Raw genomic sequence first — 19,033 nt, forward strand, 5'->3', positions numbered from 1 at the left:
GCTAGTCTGCCGACGTCCAGTGCTGTCATGACAGGAAGGCTGCGTTCGTGGGTGTGCAGACCCCCCTGCGGAAGGTACGTCGGCTGGCAGTCCTTGCCGCCGCGCTGACCTCCGTGGTCATCCTGACCGGATGTTCCGAGCAGAGCCGGCACGAGTGGAAGAACCTCGCGATGCCGGACCCCGTGTCCGCGCAAGGCGAGCACATCTTCATCCTGTGGCGCTGGGCCTGGGTGGCGGCACTCATCACCGGCGGCATCACCTGGGGCCTGATGTTCTGGGCGATGTGGCGTTACCGCCGCAAGGCCGGCGATCCCGAGGTCCCGGTGCAGACGCGCTACAACCTGCCGCTCGAGATCTTCTACACCATCGCGCCGGTCATCATGGTGATCGTCTTCTTCGTGCACACCGTCGACACCCAGAACATCGTGCTCGACAACAAGGGCAAGCCCGACCACACCGTGATCGTCGTGGGTCAGCAGTGGCAGTGGACGTTCAACTACGCCAACGAGGACGCCATCGACGCGCCCTACGCCTTCGAGGCCGGCACGGCCGACTACGTCCCCACGCTGGTGCTCCCGGTCGGCGAGACGACGGAGTTCCAGTTGCGCTCGCCCGATGTGATCCACGACTTCGGGGTGCCCGGGTTCTTGATGAAGATGGACGTCATCCCGGGCCGTGAGAACCACTACCGCATCACGCCGACCAAGATCGGCGACTACCGGGGCAAGTGCTACGAGCTGTGCGGCGTCTACCACTCGCGCATGCTCTTCAACGTCAAGGTCGTCAGTCCCGAGGACTTCGACACCTACTTGCAGGGTCTCGAGGACGCCGGACGCGTGGCCGACCAGCCGCTGCTCGGCGGCGCCAACGCCCGAACCCAGGCTGGCCTGCCCGCAGAGGGCGGGGAGGAGTCCCAGTGACCACCACGGCAGGACGTCCCACCGTCAGCACCGGCCAGCGCAAGCCGCTGGGCCAGCGCCTGGTCAGGGTCATCACGACCACCGACCACAAGGTCATCGGCAACCTCTACCTGGTCACGTCGTTCGCCTGGTTCCTGGTCGGCGGCCTGATGGCGATGCTGATGCGCTCCGAGCTGGCCTACCCAGGCCAGCAGATCGTCAACGACGAGCTCTACAACCAGCTCTTCACGATGCACGGCACGATCATGCTGCTGCTGTTCGCGACGCCACTGTTCTTCGGCTTCGGCAACGCCATCATGCCGCTGCAGATCGGCTCGCCCGACGTCGCGTTCCCACGGCTCAACATGCTGTCCTACTGGCTGTTCCTGTTCGGCGGCCTGATCGCAGCCTCCGGCTTCTTGTCACCGCAGGGTGCGGCCGACTTCGGCTGGTTCGCCTACACCCCGCTCTCCGACGCCATCCGCTCGCCCGGGATTGGTGGCGACCTGTGGGTGATGGGCCTGTGGATGGCCGGTCTGGGCACGATCCTCGGCGCCGTCAACTTCACCACCACGATCATCTGCATGCGCGCACCCGGCATGACGATGTTCCGGATGCCGATCTTCGTCTGGAACACCCTGGTCACCTCGCTGCTGGTGCTCATCGCGTTCCCGGTGCTTGCCGGCGCGCTGCTCTCGCTCGAGGCCGACCGACTGCTGGGCGCTCACGTCTTCGACGCTGCCCACGGCGGCGCCATCTTGTGGCAGCACCTGTTCTGGTTCTTCGGGCACCCCGAGGTCTACATCATCGCGTTGCCGTTCTTCGGCATCATCACCGAGATCTTGCCGGTCTTCAGCCGCAAGCCGATCTTCGGCTACGTCGGCCTGGTCGGCGCCACCTTGGGCATCGCGATCCTCTCGGCCGCGGTCTGGGCCCACCACATGTTCGTCACCGGGGCGGTGGACCTGCCGTTCTTCTCCGGCATGACATTCCTGATCGCCGTCCCCACCGGCGTGAAGTTCTTCAACTGGATAGGCACGCTGTGGGGCGGGTCGATCACCTTCGACACGCCCATGCTCTGGGCGATGGGCTTCTTGACCACATTCTTGTTCGGAGGCCTGACCGGCATCATCCTGGCCAGCCCGCCGCTCGACTTCCACGTGTCTGACTCCTACTTCGTGGTGGCCCACTTCCACTACGTCGTGTTCGGCACCGTCGTGTTCGCGATGTTCGCCGGCTTCTACTTCTGGTGGCCCAAGCTGACCGGCCGGATGCTCGACGAACGCCTCGGCAAGCTGCACTTCTGGCTGCTGTTCGTCGGCTTCCACACCACGTTCTTGATCCAGCACTGGATCGGCGTCGAAGGCATGCCGCGTCGCTACGCCGACTACCTGCCCGAGGACGGGTGGACCGGCATGAACCAGGTCTCCACCATCGGTGCGTTCATCCTCGGAGCATCGACGCTGCCGTTCCTCTACAACGTCTACGTCAGCCGTCGGGCGCCGCTCGTCGACCGCGACGACCCGTGGGGCTGGGGTCGCTCCCTGGAGTGGGCGACCAGTTGCCCACCGCCGCGGCACAACTTCCACTCGATCCCCCGGATCCGCTCGGAGTCGCCGGCCTTCGACCTCCACCACCCCGAGGTGGCGGCGATCGAGCTGGCCCACAACGAGGCCGCTCGTGCGGGCAGGTTCGCTGATGCCCCTGACATGGAGGGCCGCGAGGAGATGCTCGAGGATCGTGGCGCGGTGATCACCGACATACGCCCCGACGACGATGACCAACACGATGCACGCGACGACCAGGACGGTGACAACCGGTGAAGCACGAGGCCTGGATCTTCGGCGTGTCGACGATCTTCTTCGTCATCGTCAGCCCGGCCTACTGGCTGATCACCAAAGACTGGACCGGTAGCTCGGCGCTGGTCATGACGACGCTGCTGGTCGCCATGATCACCCTCTACCTCGGCTTCCACGCCTCCAAGATGGATCCTCGTCCGGAGGACCTCAAGGACGCCGAGATCGCCGACGGTGCCGGCGAGCTGGGCTTCTTCCCGCCGTACTCCTGGTGGCCACTGTGGTGCGGCGCGACGCTGGCCGTGATCGTGTACGGCGTTGCGCTGGGGCAGTGGTGGCTGGTGGCGATCGGCATGGGCCTGGGCGTGCTGGCACTGTCCGGGCTGGTGTTCGAGTACTACAAGGGCGAGCACGCGCACTGAAGGGCGCACGCGGACGAAGGCTCGCCTGTGGTCCCAGGCCGCCACGTCTTGCGGTTTCGGGATCGGTCGGTGCGCCGGGTTAGGCTGATACGGCAACCCTCAGTCTGTCCCGGGAGTCCTACCAGCATGATTGTGCGTCGTTTCCGCCTGCTCGCCGTCGCGTCCGCGTGCGTCGTCTTGACGACCCTCGCGGCCTGCAACGCGAACGAGACCCCAGACCTCGCTCCGGGGACGGACTCGACGTCGGGCAGCACCACACCGGGGGAGTCGCAGTCCCCGGAGGTGCCTGCAGTGCAGGTGGAGTCCAACGTCCGCAAGGGCGCCCGCAACGTGCCGGTGGACACCCGTCTCACCGTTGAGGCCGAGGGCGGGACGTTGCGCCGGGTGACGGTGACGTCCAAGGCCGGCTCCGTGCGGGGCAAGCTCTCGGGAGACAAGGCGACCTGGGTCGCAGGCGCGCTGCTCGAGCCCGGAACCTCCTACTCCGTGACGACCGTGGCCAGCAATGCCGCGGGGACCGAGCGCACCGTCCGGTCCCGCTTCCGCACCGTCGACCTCACCCTCGACCAGCAGACCTACCCGTCGGTCGCCCCGCTCAACGGCGAGACCGTGGGCGTCGGGATGCCCGTGATCGTCTCCTTCGACGTGGCCGTGACCGACAAGGCCAACATCGAGAAGCACCTGAAGGTCAGCGCCAAGCCGCGGCAGCCGGGGTCGTGGCACTGGATCAGCGACCACGAGGTGCACTGGCGCCCGAAGAGCTACTGGCGGGCCGGCACCGACGTGAGCGTCGATGTCGACATCAACAGCGTGCCGGCCGGGGGCGGCATCTTCGGCCAAGAAGACCGGCACGTGGAGTTCCACGTCGGCAGCGCCAACATCTACAAGGTCAACGCACAGACCCACCAGATGCAGGTCTTCAGCAACGGACAGCTGCTGCGCACCATCCCGATCACGACCGGCAAGCCCGGATTCACGACGCGCTCCGGCGTGAAGGTGATCATCGAGAAGTTCCGTCACCACCGGATGAACTCCGAGACCATCGGCATCTCGCGGGACAACCCGGAGTACTACGACCTCGACGACGTCGAGTACGCCATGCGGCTGACCTACTCCGGCGAGTTCATCCACGCAGCCCCGTGGTCGGTCGGCTCCCAGGGTTACGCCAACGTCTCCCACGGCTGCACCGGCATGAGCACGGCCAACGCCGGCTGGCTCTACGACATGACCAAGCGCGGCGACGTCGTCGTCTACACCGGCACTGACCGGGCCATGGAGCCCACCAACGGCTACGGCGACTGGAACATCCCGTTCCGCACCTACGCCAAGGGTTCAGCGCTCTAGGGATCGCTTGCCGGGTAGGCGCGGCCGAGCCTCCGTTCGCCGCGATGGTCGAGGAAGGCGCGCTAGCGCGTGTCTCGAGACTGGGTGGGCTGTCGGTTCACCGGGTCTCGAGACGGTTGCTAGCGCAACCTCCTCGACCGACGTGGGCTACTGGTCGGTGTCGTCGGTGTGGGCGCCGCTGGCGCGTGTCTCGAGACTGGGTGGGCTGTCGGTTCACCGGGTCTCGAGACGGTTGCTAGCGCAACCTCCTCGACCGGCGAGGGCTACTGGTCGGCGTGGTCGGTGCTAGCGCAACCTCCTCGACCGACGAGGGCTACTGGTCGGTGTCGTCGGTGTGGGCGCCGCTACCGGCTGAGGGGCTGGAGGCGGTGCCGCGGAGAGGTACGTCGCCGGCGGTGCGGAGGGCGTGGTCGTCGAACTCGTGACCGGGCGCCGGGTGGTCGAGGCCGGCCTGGAGGGTGTGCTCGTGCTCGGCATGGTGCCGGGCCTCCTCCAGCTCCTCGCGGGTCGGCTTCTGCACGTTGTCGGCGTACATCACCTTGGACAGTCGACCGCGCACCTTGTCGAGGACTGCGAGCACACCGCGCTTGGGGGAGGCGACGCCGTTGGCGTCGACCCCCGAGCCCGGCACGTAGACCTCGTCGCGTCCGCGAGCCGTCAGCGTGTAGGAGCGAGCCTCGCTGATCGGCAGGTGCCGCTCGCTGTAGCCGCCCTCGGCCGAACGCATGATGATGCCGGACTCGTAGCCGTGCAGCAGCAGGTCGTTGTCGTGACGCTGCAGCGAGATGCACCAACGCCGGGTGACCCAGAACGCGATCGCCGGACCGATGAAGACGGCAGCACGCATGAAGTAGGTGATCTGGTTGATGCTCAGTCCGAGCTTGATGGCGATGATGTCGTTGCCGCCGGCGGCCCAGAACAGGCCGTACATGGTCATCAGCGAGACCATGAACGCCGTGCGCGTCGGGGCGTTGCGAGGGCGCTGCAGGATGTGGTGGTCGCGCTTGTCGCCGGTGATCCACGCTTCGATGAACGGCAGGATCGTCAGCAGCAGGAACATCACGACAGGCAGGATCAGGATCGGCAGCATCACGTTCCAGCTGATCGTGACCCCGAAGACATGGGTCTCCCAGCCGGGCATGATGCGCAGCGCCCCATCGGGCCAGCCCATGTACCAGTCGGGCTGTGAGCCGGCGGTGACCTTGGACGGGTCATAGGGGCCGTACTTCCAGACCGGGTTGATCGTCAGCAGCGCACCCATCAGGGCGATCACGCCGAAGATGACGAAGAAGAACCCGCCGGCCTTGGCGGCGTAGATCGGCAGCAGCGGGTAGCCGACGACGTTCTGCTCGGTGCGTCCGGGGCCGGGCCACTGGGTGTGCTTGTGGTAGACGAGCAGCAGCATGTGAGCGCCGACCAGGGCCAACAAGAGGCCAGGAATCAGCAGGACGTGGACGGTGAACAGGCGCGGGATGATCGTCTCGCCGGGGAACTCGCCGCCGAAGACGAAGAACGACATGTAGGTGCCGATGACCGGTGAGGCCTTCATGAAGCCGTCGGCTGCTCGGATGCCAGTACCGGACAGCAGGTCATCGGGCAGGGAGTAGCCGGTGAAGCCCTCGAGGGTGCCGAGGATCAGCAGCAGGCAGCCGATCACCCAGTTCAGCTCGCGAGGCTTGCGGTGGGCGCCGGTGAAGAAGACCCGCAGCAGGTGCACCATCATCGCGGCGACGAACAGCATCGCGGCCCAGTGGTGCATCTGACGCATCAGCAGGCCGCCGCGTACGTCGAAGGAGATGTTGAGCGAGGAGGCGTAGGCCTCCGACATCTCGATGCCGCGCAGCTGGTTGTAGGAGCCCTGGTAGGTCGTCTCACCCATGCTCGGGACGAACCACAGCGTGAGGAACACGCCCGTCAGCAGCAGGACGATGAAGCTCCACAAGGCGATCTCGCCGAGCATGAAGGACCAGTGGTCGGGGAAGACCTTGCGGATCTGCTTCTTCATCGCCGTGGCGAGGCCGAGCCGGTCGTCGGCCCAGCCGGCGGCAGCGCCGATCGGGTTCGGCTTGGACGCCTTGGCTGGGGTCGTGGCGTTGGTGTCCGCAACCTTGCTGGTGTCGATGCTCATGTCTTGTCACGCTCCCAGAAGCTGGGCCCGACGGGTTCGGTGAAGTCGCTCTGTGCCACGAGGTAGCCCTCGTCGTCCACCTCGATGGGTAGCTGCGGCAGGTGGCGGGCGGCGGGGCCGAAGATCACCTTGCCGTTGTCGGCGAGGTCGAAGGTGGACTGGTGGCAGGGGCACAGCAGGTGGTGCTTGGTGCGTTCGTTCAAGGAGATGGGGCACCCGACGTGGGTGCAGATCTTGGAGAAGCACACGATGCCCTCCACCGACCAGTTCTCGCGGCCCTTCCAGGGCGTGATCTCGCCCGGCTCCATCCGGAGCAGGATCACCGCTCCCTTGGACTTGGCGATCTGCAGCTCGACGCCCTCGACCACGTGGTGGCCCTCGTCGTCGAGCTCGAAGATCGCCGCCGGCTCGGCGTTGACCAGGTCGCCGATCTCCAGGTCGGAGACGTGGATCGGGGTGCCGACCACGTCGCGTACGACGCGCATGCCGGGCTTCCAGATCGTGTGCAGCAGCTTGTCACCCGGGAGTGGCCCGAGGTCTCGCAGCATGATGATCGGGGCCAGGCCGACCAGGCCGAGCGCGCCGAGCAAGGAGTTGCGCACCAGGGGACGACGACCGATGCCCGAGTCGTCGACGCCCTGCAAGACCAGGCCGACCGAGGTGGAGCGGTCCTCCTCGCTGGAGGCGGCCGGGTGCCTCAGCTCGACGATCTCCTGGTCGGTCATCAGCTTGCGGGCCCAGTGGATCAGGCCGATGCCGATGCACAAGAAGGCGATGGCGAGGGTGAGGCCGAGCATCAGGTTGGAGGCGCCCAAGCCGGCGATGGTGTCCCAGTTGTCGCCGACCTGGAAGGCGAAGTAGGAGACGAAGAATCCCAGCAGGGCCACGGTGGCCACCCCGAAGAACGCCGCCACCTGACGCTCGGCGCGCTTCTCGGCCTTGGGGTCGACGTCGGTGGGCCGCCAGTGGTGCGGGGGCAGGCCCGGGTTGGGAACCGGCTCGTCGCCCTCGGGAACGGCGGGAAGGTTGTTGTCGTGGTCGTTCACGCGGAGACATTCCCCTTGCTCGTCCGGGTGGTGTGGGCGGCGATCCAGACGGCGAAGCCCACGCACGCGCCGATGCCCAGCAGCCACGCGGCCAGGCCTTCGCTCACGGGGCCGAGCCCGCCGAGGCCGAAACCACCGTAGTTGGGCTGGTTCTCGAGCGACTGCAGGTATGCGATCACGTCACGCTTCTCGTCCGGCGACAGGTTGCCGTTGGAGAAGACGTCCATCGACTGGGGGCCGGTGAGCATCGCCTCGTAGATGTAGCGAGGCTCCACGCCGCGGATCTTGGGGGCATAGCCACCGCGCGGCATCGCGCCACCGGAACCCTCGAAGTTGTGGCATGCGGTGCAGTTGGTCAAGAAGATCTGGCCGCCGCGCACGATGGCTTCCTCGCGCTCCTGATCGGACAGGCCCTCGAGGCTGTAGTCACCTGCGTCCGGGATGGCGGGGCCGGGGCCGAGCGAGGCGACGTAGGCCGCCAGGGCGGCGATCTCGTCGGCGTTGTAGACGGGGGCCTTCGCCTTGACCTGTGCGCCGGGCTGGGCCATCGGCATCCGGCCGGTGCCGACCTGGAAGTCGACGGCGGCGGCGCCGACGCCTACCAACGGCGGGCCGATGATGTTGCCGTCACGCTGCGCGCGCACGCCCTCGCCGTTTTGACCGTGGCAGAAGGCGCAGCCGACGAGGAACAACTGGCGTCCCTTGGCGATCTGCTCGGTGTCGGACTCAGCAGCGCCTGCCGTCGCCGAGGACGGCGAGAACGCGGCGTACACAGTGCCGGTCAGCAGCAGGCCCAGCAGCAGCACGAGCAGCCCGGCCAGAGGCCGGCGCCGGTGTCGGGACACACGACCTGCCAAGCCGTTGAGCTGTCGATTCAGAAGGCGCACGGTGAGGGTCCTCGTATCGGTCGGCCCGACGGGCACAGGTTACTGGACGACGTAGATGGTGAAGAACAGGCCGATCCACACGACGTCGACGAAGTGCCAGTAGTAGGACACGACGATCGCGCTGACGGCCTGCTCGTGGGTGAAGCGCTTGGCCATGTAGGTGCGGCCCAGGACGAACAAGAAGGCGACCAGGCCACCGGTGACATGGAGGCCGTGGAAGCCGGTGGTGAGGTAGAACATCGAGCCGTAGGCCGAGTCCTGGATGGTGGTGTTCTCCTGGACGAGCGAGACGTACTCGGTGGCCTGACCGGCGACGAAGACCGCGCCCATGACGTAGGTCAGGATGAACCACTCGCGCAGGCCCCACTTGCCGACCTGCAGCAGGCCGCCAGACCGCCCGACCTGGCCCCGCTCGGCGGCGAACACGCCGAGCTGGCAGGTCAGCGACGACAGCACCAGGATCGTGGTGTTGACCGAGGCGAACGGGACGTTGAGCTTCTCGGTGTTGAGCGCCCACAGGTCCGGGCTCACCGCGCGGATGGTGAAGTAGGACGCGAACAGGGCGGCGAAGAACATCAGCTCGCTGGAGAGCCAGATGATCGTCCCGACGCTGACCATGCTCGGCCTGTCATGGTGTCCGTGCAGCCGCGAGGCCGGGATCGCTTGAGCAGTCGCCACGGGGTCATTATGTCTGTAGGGCTTCCGGAGGCCACCCCCGGGCCCCGTGTTTCGAGAGGCATATTCTCGGGACGTGGACACGGCACTGCTGGTGAGTCCGGCTTTGCTGCCGCGACACTCCGCCAACTACCTCCCCGAGTTCACCCTCGGCCGCATCTTCACCGACTGGGAGCTGGCACCGATACTGGCCCTGCTGACCCTGGCGGGGGTCTGTCTCTACGCCGTGGGGCTCAACAAGCTCTACAGCCGCGGCGACCACTGGCCCGTCGGTCGCACCGTGGCGTTCGGCATCGGGATCGCGGCGTTCGTGCTCGCCACCCAGTCGGGGCTGTCGGCCTACGACACGACGCTGCTGAGCGTGCACATGGCCCAGCACATGATCCTGTCGATGGTCGTGCCGTTGGCGATCGCCCTGTCGGCACCGGTCACGCTGGCGCTGCGCACGCTGCCCGCGCGGCCGCGGCGCTGGCTGCTCGTCGTCCTCCACTCCCGCCTCGGGAAGGTCCTGACGTTCCCGCCGCTGACCTTCGTCCTGTACGTCGTGTCGCCCTGGGCGCTGTACTTCTCCGGCTGGTACTCCGCGTCCCTGCAGTCCGCGTTCGTCCACGAGGCCATGCACGTGCACCTGGTGGTCGTGGGCTCGCTCTTCTTCTGGCCGCTGCTGGGCCTCGATCCGGTGCCCGGGCGGGTCGCCTACCCGTTCCGGATGCTGCTGGTGCTGCTCACCTTGCCGTTCCACGCGTTCCTGGGCGTCACGATCATGAGCCAGACCGAGCTGCTGGGCGGCAACTGGTACCCCTCGCTGCACCGCACCGACATGGCTGCCTGGCTGCCCGACCCGCTCGATGACCAGCACCTGGCCGGCGGGCTGCTGTGGAGCTCGGGCGACCTGGTGGGCCTGGTCCTGTTCGGGGTGCTGTTCGTGCAGTGGGTGCGGTCCTCGATCAAGGAGGGCGAGCGCGAGGACCGCCGCCTCGACCGGCTCGAGGCCAGGGACGCCGGCAAGATGATGGGCAGCGGTTAGCCACCGGTAGCATGCGCGGGTGAGCTTGAGGGTCCTGGTCTACAGCGACGACGTCAACACCCGCCAACAGGTGATCTTGGCGCTCGGGCGGCGACCCCACCCCGACCTTCCCGAGCTGACCTACGTCGAGGTCGCCACCGAGCCGGTCGTGATCCAGCACATGGATGCGGGTGGAGTCGATCTCGCGATCCTCGACGGCGAGGCAGTGCCGGCCGGTGGCATGGGCATCGCCAAGCAGCTCAAGGACGAGATCTACCAGTGCCCTCCGATCCTCGTGCTCACCGGACGTCCGCAGGACGCCTGGTTGGCCACCTGGTCGCGGGCCGAGGCGGCCGTGCCTCATCCGATCGACCCGATCCAGCTCGCCGAGGCGGTCGTGGGACTTCTGCGCTCCCGCGTGCCCGCCGTGCCCGGCGACTGACGTCAGCAGCGTCCGGTCCAGCCGTGTCTACGTGGCCCGAGGTGCTCGCCGCGCTGGTCGCGGGGCGCGACCTCACGGGCGAGCAGACGTCGTGGGCGATGGGGGAGGTCCTCGCCGGTGAGGCGACACCCGCGCAGATCGCCGGCTTCGCCGTCGGGCTGAAGGCCAAGGGCGAGACCGTCGAGGAGGTCACCGGGCTGGCCGAGGCGATGTACGCCGCTCGCACGCCCATCGACGTACCCGGCCGGCTGCTCGACGTGGTCGGCACCGGCGGTGACCGCTCGATGTCGGTCAACATCTCGACGATGGCCGCGATCGTCGCCGCAGGTGCCGGCGCCAGGGTCGTCAAGCACGGCAACCGCTCGGCGTCCTCCCAGTCGGGCAGCGCCGACGTGCTGGAGGCCCTGGGCATCCGGCTCGACCTGCCACCCGAGCGCGTGGCCGAGGTCGCCGAGCAGGTCGGCATCACGTTCTGCTTCGCCGCCGCGTTCAACCCGGCGATGCGCCACACGGCCGCACCGCGTCGCGAGCTGGGCATCGGCACGACCTTCAACATCTTGGGACCACTCGCCAACCCCACTCGCCCCGCCGCCCAGGCGGTCGGCTGCGCCGACCCGCGGATGGCACCGGTCATGGCGGGTGTGTTCGCCGCCAGGGGCGCCGATGCCTGGGTCTTCCGCGGCGACGACGGCCTCGACGAGCTGACCACCACGACCACCTCGACGGTGTGGGTGGTGCACGACGGCCGGGTGACGACCACGACCATCGACCCTGGGGCGTTCGGCCTTGCCACCGCCAGCCAGGACGACCTGCGCGGGGGAGGTGCCGCCCACAACGCCGACGTCGTACGCCGACTCCTGGCGGGCGAGCCCGGTGCGGTCCGCGATGCGGTGCTGCTCAACGCCGGCGCGGCTCTGGCGGTGTATGACGCCCCCGCGGCGCCACCCGACGAGGCGCTCGCGGCTGGCTTGGCCAAGGCCCGCGACGCCGTCGACTCCGGGGCCGCCGAGGCCGTCCTCGAGCGTTGGGTGGCGGCCACAGGGGCTTGATCCGCCGACCCGTGACGGCTGCAGGACCGTCAGGAGTCGGCTGCGTCCGCTAACCTTGGACAAATGTTGGACAAAGTTGCCGGATCGGGCAACCGGGGCCCGCTGACTGGCGAACACCGAGGTGTGGACCAAGGACAGGCGATCGGCGCCCGGCTGGCGAAGGGCGAGGATGCTGCGCTCGAAGACGCCTACGCGGCGTACTCGCGCAGCCTGCTGTCGTTCCTGCGGAGGTACGTCGGTGCGGACGAGGCCGAGGACGTGCTGCAGCGCACCTTTCTCGACGTCTGGCGCAGTGCGTCGCGCTACGACCCGGACCAGCGGTTCAGCACCTGGCTGTTCACGCTCGCCCACCGGCGGGCCGTCGACACCCTTCGTACGCGCCGACACGTCGTCGTCGACGTCGAGTCCCTGCGCGACCTGGTGGGCGAGGACGGACGCGAGACCGTCGACCGCTACGCCGACGCTGCCGACGTACGCGCGGCCGTCGACCGGCTGCCGGACCACGAGCGAGAGGTCATCGAGCTGGCCTACTTCGGCGAGCTGACCCAGCGCGAGATCGCCTCGACGCTCGACCTGCCGCTCGGCACAGTCAAGGCCCGTGCGGCGCGCGGCACCCGCCGGCTCGGCGACCTGGTCGCGGGAGACGTCGCGTGAGCGCCCTCGCCCACGCCGACCTCTCGGGCCTGCTGCGAGGCGCCCTCGGCAACGACGAGGTGGCGCTCACCGGTGCCCACGTGCGGGGCTGCCCCTCCTGCCGTCAGGACCTGGTCGAGACCGCCGTCGGTCACGCGCTGCTGGCGCACAGCGCCCAGGTCCTCGGACCCGAGCAGCCGGGTGAGCCCAGCCCTGCGCCGACCGTGGCCCAGCTCTTGGCGAGCCTGCCCGCAGAGCGCTCGCACCGCCCGGGTCTTCGCCTGATGGCGGTCGCGGCCGCTCTGGTAGGCGCCGCCGGGGTGGGCGCCGCCGTACACGCCAGGACGGTCGAGGACGGTACGCCGGAGCCGGACCGTTCTGCCTCGCTCCTGGCCCTCGGCGGCACCGGAGGCGGCACGGTGGCGATGACAGAGCTTCCGGGCCCGTCCGCGCGCACCGCCATGAGGATCAGCACCCATGACCTGCCCGACGTGGCGCGCGGGCAGTTCTACTACGCCTGGCTGCTCGACCCGGCCACGAACAAGATGCTTCCCCTCGGCCAGGTCGGCCCCAGCGGCACGGCTTCGTTCGAGGTGAGCGACGCCTTGCTGGCGGCGTACTCCGCCGTCGACGTCAGCCTCGAGGTCGACGACGGCAACCCCCAGCACTCACCGACGTCGGTGCTCAGGGCGAGCTACGCCTGAAGCCCGTGCACCGCGGCATCACATCCCACCACCCAAGGAGACACACCATGAGGTTCCGCTCGATCATCGGATCCGCCACGGCGATCGCACTGCTCGCCGTACCAGCCCTGACGGCTGCCGCGCCCGCGCAGGCGCAGGAGTCCTCGCGCCAGCTCGGCACCCGCAGCCTGGCCAAGGTACTGGCCAAGGACGGGGTCAAGTTCGACACCAACTCCGGCGACTTCGACATCGTGGAGGCGGCGGTGTACGCCGTCGCGGCCGCGAAGCCGGACAGTCCCGTGCTCCTGCTTGCCGACGGACGGCAGCGGCTGACGGCCTTCGTGCCGACCGATCTGGCCTTCCGCAACCTGGTCAAGGCGCTGACCGGCAAGACCTACTACTCCGAGAAGCGGGTCTTCAACAAGATCGCTGCGCTCGTGCCCATCGACCTTCTCGAGACGACCCTGCTCTACCACGTGGTGCCGGGCGCGACGATCACCGCTGCGAAGGCCCTCCAGGCCGACGGCGTGAAGCTGGCCACGGCTGCGGGCCCGAAGCTGCGGGTCAAGGTCGTGGGCGGCAAGGTCAAGCTGATCGACAAGGACCCCGACACCAGGGCCGCCGTCGTCATCGTGCCCGACATCAACAAGGGCAACAGGCAGATCGCCCACGGCATCAACGCCGTGCTTCTTCCTGCCGACCTGTGATCGAGTCGGTGTCGACCGGCTGACACCGCAATTCTTCCCGCGCTTCCCGGTGCCCCTTCTCCTGGCGGGCCCCCTGCGCCAAACTGACCAGTGGGCACCGGGAGCCGTGGGGGGCGAGCCTTCCCACGTGCTCATTGCCTGCGGACCGCGTCGTCTCACCCCCGAACGGCGCGGTTCGGCATGTCAGGCGCCTACGGGTTGGGCCAGTCCTCGGGCGCCTCGAGCAGCACCAGGTCCGCGCTCCGGTGCAGGACCTGCCAGTCTTCGAGCTCGTCGAGGCCGTAGGTGAGCTTGCTGCCGGGCTTGAGCAGGGCGTAGTGCGCGCCGGTCTGCTCGACCGTGCGGAGCCAGCCTGAGTTGGTGGCGTCCAGCTGGTAGTTCCGTGCGATCTCGTTGTCGGTGAAGATGTCGCCGTAGCCGTTCATCACGAACTCGAGCTCCGGCCACCGCCACATGAAGTAGCCGCCCTGACCCCAGTCGTTGAGGATCACCGTGCCCGCAGGCATCTCGTCGAGGGCCGAGAGCCACTCGGGGTAGGTGTCCGGCGGCTGGTCGGCCGTGCGGGGAACCAGGAGGGCCAGCACCGTCAGGCAGGCGAGCCCACCGAGGAGGACCGCCGATCTCTCCAGGCGGGATACGGGCAGCAGGTCGCGTAGCGCCGCTTGGACGGCCATGGCAGCGAACGGCACCAGCATCACGGCGGCCACCATCACCGTGCGGTTGGTGTAGAGCGCCCAGCCGCCGGCCAGGCCCAGCAGGAGCAGGTCTGTCCAGGCGTAGACCGACGTGCTCCGGGCCAGCCGCAGGACGACGACGCCCAGCAGGATGAGTACGCAGATCGCGTTGCCGGTGCGGAAGTCCGGTGGCTGCCACTCGGCGAAGTACTGGCCGCGCGAGTTGACCTCGAGGACCGCAGCGAACAGTCGGGGACCGACGGGCGTCAGTGCGGAGACGACGATCGAGCCCAGCGGGATGGCTGCCAGCCGAAGCCACTGCCGGCGAGCGACGCTGCGGTCGAGGGCCAGACCGACCAAGGCGACCAGGCCGATGATGATGCCGACCGGCCACATCCCGTGCGTCATCGCCCACACCCACGCGAGCGGGACCAGCCACCAGCGAGCCTTGCCGTCGCGGCGGGTGTCGAGCCAGGCTGCCGTCGTCAGCAGGATGAACAGGTAGCTCAGCACCTGGGGGCGCATCGAGAGGCCGGGTGAGGCCGCCAGGATCGCCACCACGGTCACCGGCGCCGCGGCGATCGGGCTCGCGTAGCGACGGGCGACCGACCAGATCGTGTAGGCCAGCGCCAGGTACATCAGCCCGGAGAGCCAAGCGACTCCGGCCAGCCCGAACCACTCCTCGAACTGGGCCATGACGACCTGCGGCAGCCACTGGGTCGGCACCCAGTCGGCCGTGCCGAAGGTCGTCACGCTCCCCGGGTGCTGCAGGGACCAGGCACCGGTGAGGAACTCGTGCCCGAACCTGAGATGGAAGTAGGTGTCGGTATTGGCGAGCGGGTCCTTGGCGTGGTTGGTCAGCACGGCGAAGCCACCGAGCACGATCAACGTCGGGATCACGTAACGCAGCACGGTCAGGATGCTCGGCCCGCTGTCCTTGCGAGGCTCGGGTACCTCGGCATCCGAAGCGAGGGATGCGGTCGTGGTCTCGGTCGCCATCTGCCTCACACCGCCAGCACGTAGGACTCGCCCTCGCGTCGGAAGCCGACGCGGGCGTAGTACGGGTCGACCATTGTCGGCGAGGTGACCACGGTGGTGATGCCGAGTCGCCGGAGCATTCCGCTCTCGCGCCACACGAACTCGCCGGGGGAGAAGTCACGGAAGCGCTTGGTCACGTAGTCCAGCTCCACATGGGCGACGTCGCCGTCGCTCCTGTCGACCCTGAGGATCACCACGCCCACCGTCTCGTCACCCTTCAAGATGAGGAAGGGCCGCCGGTCCTCGTGCGGCACGCCGTCCCAGGCGAAGTCCGGTTGGTAGGTCGTGACGTCGGCTCGGTGCACATCGAGGAAGTGGCCGAGGTACGCGTCGTCGGACCTCACCGCCAGCACCTTGAACGCCGAGTGGTCGTGACGGTCGCGCAGCAGGCGCCTGATCATCCAGACGTTGATGCCGCTGGTCGCGAGGTTCATCGCGACCATCGGCCAGACCATGATCACGGCGTTGAAGACCACCAGCATCAGCCCGGCCACCAGGTTGAGCAGCCGGAACCGGAGCACCCTGGCCTGCAACAACGACACGATCAGCAACGCCGAGCCGGCCCAGCCGAACAGGTCGAGCCAGTGATCGGCCACGTAATCGGCCAGCCAGGTCACGTCGCGACCCTACTGCCGCCGCCGGACCTGGCAGGCCGATCACCACGCCGTCACCGCTTGAGCTTGATCTCGGTCGCCGCCAGGAAGTTGCCGTGCAGGTCCTTGATGCGGTTGGCCACGAACACCAGGAGGTAGCTCCCGGGCTTGAGGCTGCCAATCGGGTCGAGCGCCGCGTTCTTGCCGGCGTTCAGCACCTTCACCTTGGCCTTGATCCTGATCTTCTTGGTGCCGTTGAGCCGGAACAGCTTCATCGACGTGTTCGACACACCTTGGACCCGCTCGCTGAACGCGATCTTCAGGGTGGATCCGGCCCTGAGTGGCGAGGGGCCCACTCGCTTCACGGTCGGTGCGGTCGCGTCGACGCTGAACTGCCTCGTCGCGCTGACCGACAGTGCCTTGCCGGCGCCGTCATAGGCCGTGACGTTCCACGAGTAGGCACCGGTCGGCCAACCGCTCGAGTAGGCATAGGCAGTGGCGACAGTGCTGAACTTGGCCGTCTTGGTCCCGCTCACGTTCAGCGAGTACGACGCCGCGCCGGGCACCTCGCTCCACTCGAAGAAAGACGTCTTGGTCGGCACCCACGAGCTCGCCGGAGGGCTGAGCAGGTTCGCCGCCTCACCACTCGAGCGGAACGTGCCGGTGGCGGACCACGGCCCGGGGTTCCCGTCGGTGTCGATGCGGCGGACGCGCCAGACGTAGGGCTGGTCTGATGCCGGAACGGGGGACGCGGGCGTATAGGCGGGAACCTTGGCGTTGGCCGAGAACAGCCGGTTGGCCACGCTGAAGGTCAGGTCGTTGTTCTTGTAGACCTCGATGGTGTAGCTGGCGGCGAAGGCCTGCGGGTCCCACCTGAACGGATGGGTTCCGGGGACGAGCACGTTGTCCACGGGTGAGGACAAGGTGACCGCCGGGGTCTGCTTGACGAAGCTCTTGACGTCCGACCAGGTGAGGCCGTTGTCGTCGGCGTCTCGCGCCTGGACACGCCAGAAGTAGGTGCCCTCGGGGTAGAGCTTGTCGTAGGCGGTGTACGTCGTCTGGTCGACGTTGGCCGTGTCGATGGGCGAGGCGAACGACGGGTCGTTGTCGACCTGGACGTAGTAGGTGCGGGCTGATTGCGTGCCGCGCTGACTGCGCCACAGGTCCACGACATCGTTGTTGGTGATGTAGTCGTCCCAGGCGAAGGTGATGTCGGTCCCGGCCAGGTTCGAGGCATCGAGACCGGTGATCTGCGGCGACTTCTTCCTGAACGACTTGACCCCTGGCAGAGGCGGGTCCTGGGAGACAGGCGAGAGCCCGCACCCGCCGGGGCCGCAGGCCTGGACGTACCAGTAGTACGCACTGCCGGCCGTGGACTCCTCGAGTGTCGGCACGTCATCGCTGCAGTCGTAGCAGAGAGCCGCCATGGTGTTGGACGTCGCGAGGTAGGAGGTGTTGCCCATCGCCTTGAAGGTGAAGTTCTCGTCGAGAGCCACCCACACGCGGTAGGACGTCGCGCCGGGCACCGGGTCCCAGGCGAAGACGGGCGTGGCGGGCACGTTGTCGCAGAACGTCGTCCGGCAGGCCTTGCTGGTGTCGCCGAGTGCCACGCCGCTGACGGACACCTCCAGGTTGTCCGGCACCGACCCGATCACGAAAGTGCCTCCGTCAGCGCCTGGGTCTGTCCACACGAAGGCCCTCGTGTCGGAAGCCGAGATCGTGCCGGGCACGCCGTCGCCGGGGTACGGCTTGTCCATCGGACGCACTGCCCAGTAGGTCGTACCTGAGGACTTGTAGCCGCAGTCGCTCGCGCTCCGCGGTGCGTAGGTCGTGCCTGCGGTCTTGCACACGTCAACGTTGGTGTTGAAGAAGGGGTCGCTGGCCGTGTACAGCTCGTAGTAGGTCGCGTGCTGCACAGGCGTCCACTCGTAGAACTGGCGCGACGTGTTGATGGCGCCGGGTGAGGCCTCCGTGCCCTGCGGGTAGACGTAGCTCGGCTTGTCGAGCCACTGGCGCTGGAAGGCGAACCGTGACTCGGTCCAGGGCGTCTGCTGGCCGGCCAGGTCGACCGCGCGAACCCGCCAGAAGAACTGGTCGTTGTGCACCGTGACCTTGGGCGAGTAGCGGGTGCCGAAGATGCCCTCGGCCTCGTGGGTGATGTTGTTGAAGCCGTCGTCGGTCGCGATCTGGAGGTCGTAGCTCCGCGCGCCGGGCACCGGCTCCCAGTCGAGCGTGACGTCCTCGATGGCCGTCGTGACGCTGTCATCGGGCGAGGTGAGCGTGGGCAGCGCGATCGGGTTGATCAGGAACGAGGAGACGTCCGAGGGGAGGCTGACCAGCCCACTGCCCTTGCTCGCCGTCACGGACCAGAACCAGTCGCCCACGGTCAGGGGGTCGGGCAGGACCAGCGAGGTGGTCTTCGTCGTGTAGCTCTTGGCGCCGATCATGTCGGAGTCGGCGTCGACCAGGACGGTGTAGGACGTGGCGCCTTGACTGGGAGTCCACTGCAGCAGCGGGGGCCGGTCCGGCTGGTCGAGCTCCAGTCCGTCCGCGGGAGCCAGAACGACAGGCACCGTGACGGGGGCGATGTCGAAGGCGCCCTCGGACCACGCGGACCGCTCGCTTCCGTCGACGGCGCGCACCCGCCAGAAGTTCTCGCCAGGAATCAGGTTCTTGCTGGGTACCACCCGGACGTTGACGGTCTTGGCCGTGTAGTCGGGCGAGGAGAAGCTCGAGCTCGAGTCGACCTGCACCTCGTAGGCGTCGGCGTTCCTCACCGCGGCCCACGACAGGATCACCGTGCTGGAGTTGCGCACCTCGGACGTGGGGCTGCTGGGGGCCGAGACCGCGGACGCGGGCGACGCTGTGATCGCAACCCCGCTCGCGGTCAGGCCGAGGACAGTCGCCGTCACGGCGATCGAGCGCAGGTTGGGGCGGTGCATGTGCACGGAGGGTCCCTCCCGGAAAAGACAATGTCCGCGCCAGTATCGGTAGAGAACAGGTGCTGCCGT

Annotated in this window: 17 protein-coding genes; 10 read left to right on the forward strand and 7 right to left on the reverse strand. The window is 67.9% G+C overall.

What is annotated here, in order from left to right:
- The first annotated feature begins 47 nt into the window (after positions 1–47).
- The 4 genes from ctaC to ISU10_RS14570 all read left to right on the forward strand — a co-directional run bounded on the left by ctaC (position 48) and on the right by ISU10_RS14570 (position 4,461).
- Positions 48–920 carry an aa3-type cytochrome oxidase subunit II gene (ctaC, locus tag ISU10_RS14555; protein ID WP_194697131.1) on the forward strand — a complete coding sequence of 291 codons (873 nt, stop codon included), beginning with the start codon at positions 48–50 and terminating at the stop codon, positions 918–920.
- Positions 917–2,722, forward strand: a complete 1,806-nt coding sequence (gene ctaD, locus ISU10_RS14560; RefSeq protein WP_194697132.1) for an aa3-type cytochrome oxidase subunit I — start codon at positions 917–919, stop codon at positions 2,720–2,722. Before ctaC ends, ctaD begins: the two co-directional genes overlap by 4 nt.
- The gene (locus tag ISU10_RS14565; protein ID WP_194697133.1) at positions 2,719–3,117 is read left to right on the forward strand and encodes a cytochrome c oxidase subunit 4; all 399 of its coding nucleotides are present in this window, start codon (positions 2,719–2,721) and stop codon (positions 3,115–3,117) included. The genes ctaD and ISU10_RS14565 overlap by 4 nt, the downstream gene beginning before the upstream one ends.
- A gap of 126 nt (positions 3,118–3,243) precedes the next feature.
- On the forward strand, positions 3,244–4,461 hold the full coding sequence (locus tag ISU10_RS14570) for a L,D-transpeptidase (protein ID WP_194697134.1): 1,218 nt from the start codon (positions 3,244–3,246) through the stop codon (positions 4,459–4,461).
- Between the two features lie 313 nt (positions 4,462–4,774).
- Here ISU10_RS14570 and qcrB read toward each other — a convergent pair whose 3' ends face one another.
- The 4 genes from qcrB to ctaE form a co-directional block, all read right to left on the reverse strand.
- Positions 4,775–6,589: a cytochrome bc1 complex cytochrome b subunit gene (gene qcrB, locus ISU10_RS14575; protein WP_194697135.1), complete on the reverse strand. Its 1,815-nt coding sequence runs from the start codon at positions 6,587–6,589 to the stop codon at positions 4,775–4,777.
- The gene (gene qcrA / locus ISU10_RS14580; RefSeq protein ID WP_194697136.1) at positions 6,586–7,635 is read right to left on the reverse strand and encodes a cytochrome bc1 complex Rieske iron-sulfur subunit; all 1,050 of its coding nucleotides are present in this window, start codon (positions 7,633–7,635) and stop codon (positions 6,586–6,588) included. The genes qcrB and qcrA overlap by 4 nt, the downstream gene beginning before the upstream one ends.
- Positions 7,632–8,480, reverse strand: coding sequence for a cytochrome bc1 complex diheme cytochrome c subunit (gene qcrC / locus ISU10_RS14585; protein ID WP_370865402.1), 849 nt, complete (start codon positions 8,478–8,480; stop codon positions 7,632–7,634). The genes qcrA and qcrC overlap by 4 nt, the downstream gene beginning before the upstream one ends.
- Before the next feature lie 81 nt (positions 8,481–8,561).
- Entirely contained in the window at positions 8,562–9,200 is a 639-nt protein-coding gene (gene ctaE, locus ISU10_RS14590) for an aa3-type cytochrome oxidase subunit III (protein ID WP_194697138.1), read from the reverse strand.
- 73 nt (positions 9,201–9,273) lie between these two features.
- Here ctaE and ISU10_RS14595 point away from each other — a divergent pair, with 73 nt between their 5' ends.
- From ISU10_RS14595 to ISU10_RS14620, 6 genes are all read left to right on the forward strand, one after another.
- Positions 9,274–10,224 (forward strand): cytochrome c oxidase assembly protein, encoded by a 951-nt coding sequence (locus tag ISU10_RS14595; protein WP_370865403.1) that lies wholly within the window; start codon positions 9,274–9,276, stop codon positions 10,222–10,224.
- A 19-nt stretch (positions 10,225–10,243) separates the two neighbouring features.
- Positions 10,244–10,645: an Rv3143 family two-component system response regulator gene (locus tag ISU10_RS14600; protein ID WP_194697139.1), complete on the forward strand. Its 402-nt coding sequence runs from the start codon at positions 10,244–10,246 to the stop codon at positions 10,643–10,645.
- A 23-nt stretch (positions 10,646–10,668) separates the two neighbouring features.
- Positions 10,669–11,694 carry an anthranilate phosphoribosyltransferase gene (gene trpD / locus ISU10_RS14605; RefSeq protein WP_194697140.1) on the forward strand — a complete coding sequence of 342 codons (1,026 nt, stop codon included), beginning with the start codon at positions 10,669–10,671 and terminating at the stop codon, positions 11,692–11,694.
- Positions 11,695–11,757: 63 nt separating this feature from the next.
- Complete coding sequence (locus ISU10_RS14610; RefSeq protein ID WP_194697141.1) at positions 11,758–12,348, forward strand: RNA polymerase sigma factor; 591 nt, start codon at positions 11,758–11,760, stop codon at positions 12,346–12,348.
- The gene (locus ISU10_RS14615; RefSeq protein WP_194697142.1) at positions 12,345–13,031 is read left to right on the forward strand and encodes an anti-sigma factor; all 687 of its coding nucleotides are present in this window, start codon (positions 12,345–12,347) and stop codon (positions 13,029–13,031) included. Before ISU10_RS14610 ends, ISU10_RS14615 begins: the two co-directional genes overlap by 4 nt.
- A 47-nt stretch (positions 13,032–13,078) precedes the next feature.
- Positions 13,079–13,717 carry a fasciclin domain-containing protein gene (locus ISU10_RS14620; protein WP_194697143.1) on the forward strand — a complete coding sequence of 213 codons (639 nt, stop codon included), beginning with the start codon at positions 13,079–13,081 and terminating at the stop codon, positions 13,715–13,717.
- 191 nt (positions 13,718–13,908) lie between these two features.
- Here the strand turns inward: ISU10_RS14620 and ISU10_RS14625 are convergent, their stop codons facing one another.
- Genes ISU10_RS14625 through ISU10_RS14635 form a run of 3 tightly spaced genes read right to left on the reverse strand, consistent with a single transcriptional unit; the run spans position 13,909 to position 18,964 of the window.
- Positions 13,909–15,390, reverse strand: coding sequence for a glycosyltransferase family protein (locus ISU10_RS14625; protein ID WP_194697144.1), 1,482 nt, complete (start codon positions 15,388–15,390; stop codon positions 13,909–13,911).
- 5 nt (positions 15,391–15,395) lie between these two features.
- Complete coding sequence (locus ISU10_RS14630) at positions 15,396–16,046, reverse strand: hypothetical protein (protein ID WP_370865406.1); 651 nt, start codon at positions 16,044–16,046, stop codon at positions 15,396–15,398.
- A gap of 50 nt (positions 16,047–16,096) precedes the next feature.
- On the reverse strand, positions 16,097–18,964 hold the full coding sequence (locus ISU10_RS14635; protein ID WP_228500962.1) for an Ig-like domain-containing protein: 2,868 nt from the start codon (positions 18,962–18,964) through the stop codon (positions 16,097–16,099).
- Between the last annotated feature and the right edge of the window lie 69 nt (positions 18,965–19,033).

This window comes from Nocardioides agariphilus (assembly GCF_015352445.1).
Lineage (GTDB): Bacteria > Actinomycetota > Actinomycetes > Propionibacteriales > Nocardioidaceae > Nocardioides > Nocardioides agariphilus.

Excerpts from the sequence above, each read along its gene's own strand:
- ISU10_RS14570 (WP_194697134.1), top strand. The coding sequence starts at position 3,244 with ATGATTGTGCGTCGTTTCCGCCTGCTCGCCGTCGCGTCCGCGTGCGTC.
- qcrB (WP_194697135.1), bottom strand. The coding sequence starts at position 6,589 with ATGAGCATCGACACCAGCAAGGTTGCGGACACCAACGCCACGACCCCA.
- ISU10_RS14610 (WP_194697141.1), top strand. The coding sequence starts at position 11,758 with ATGTTGGACAAAGTTGCCGGATCGGGCAACCGGGGCCCGCTGACTGGC.
- ISU10_RS14620 (WP_194697143.1), top strand. The coding sequence starts at position 13,079 with ATGAGGTTCCGCTCGATCATCGGATCCGCCACGGCGATCGCACTGCTC.
- ISU10_RS14625 (WP_194697144.1), bottom strand. The coding sequence starts at position 15,390 with ATGGCGACCGAGACCACGACCGCATCCCTCGCTTCGGATGCCGAGGTA.
- ISU10_RS14635 (WP_228500962.1), bottom strand. The coding sequence starts at position 18,964 with ATGCACCGCCCCAACCTGCGCTCGATCGCCGTGACGGCGACTGTCCTC.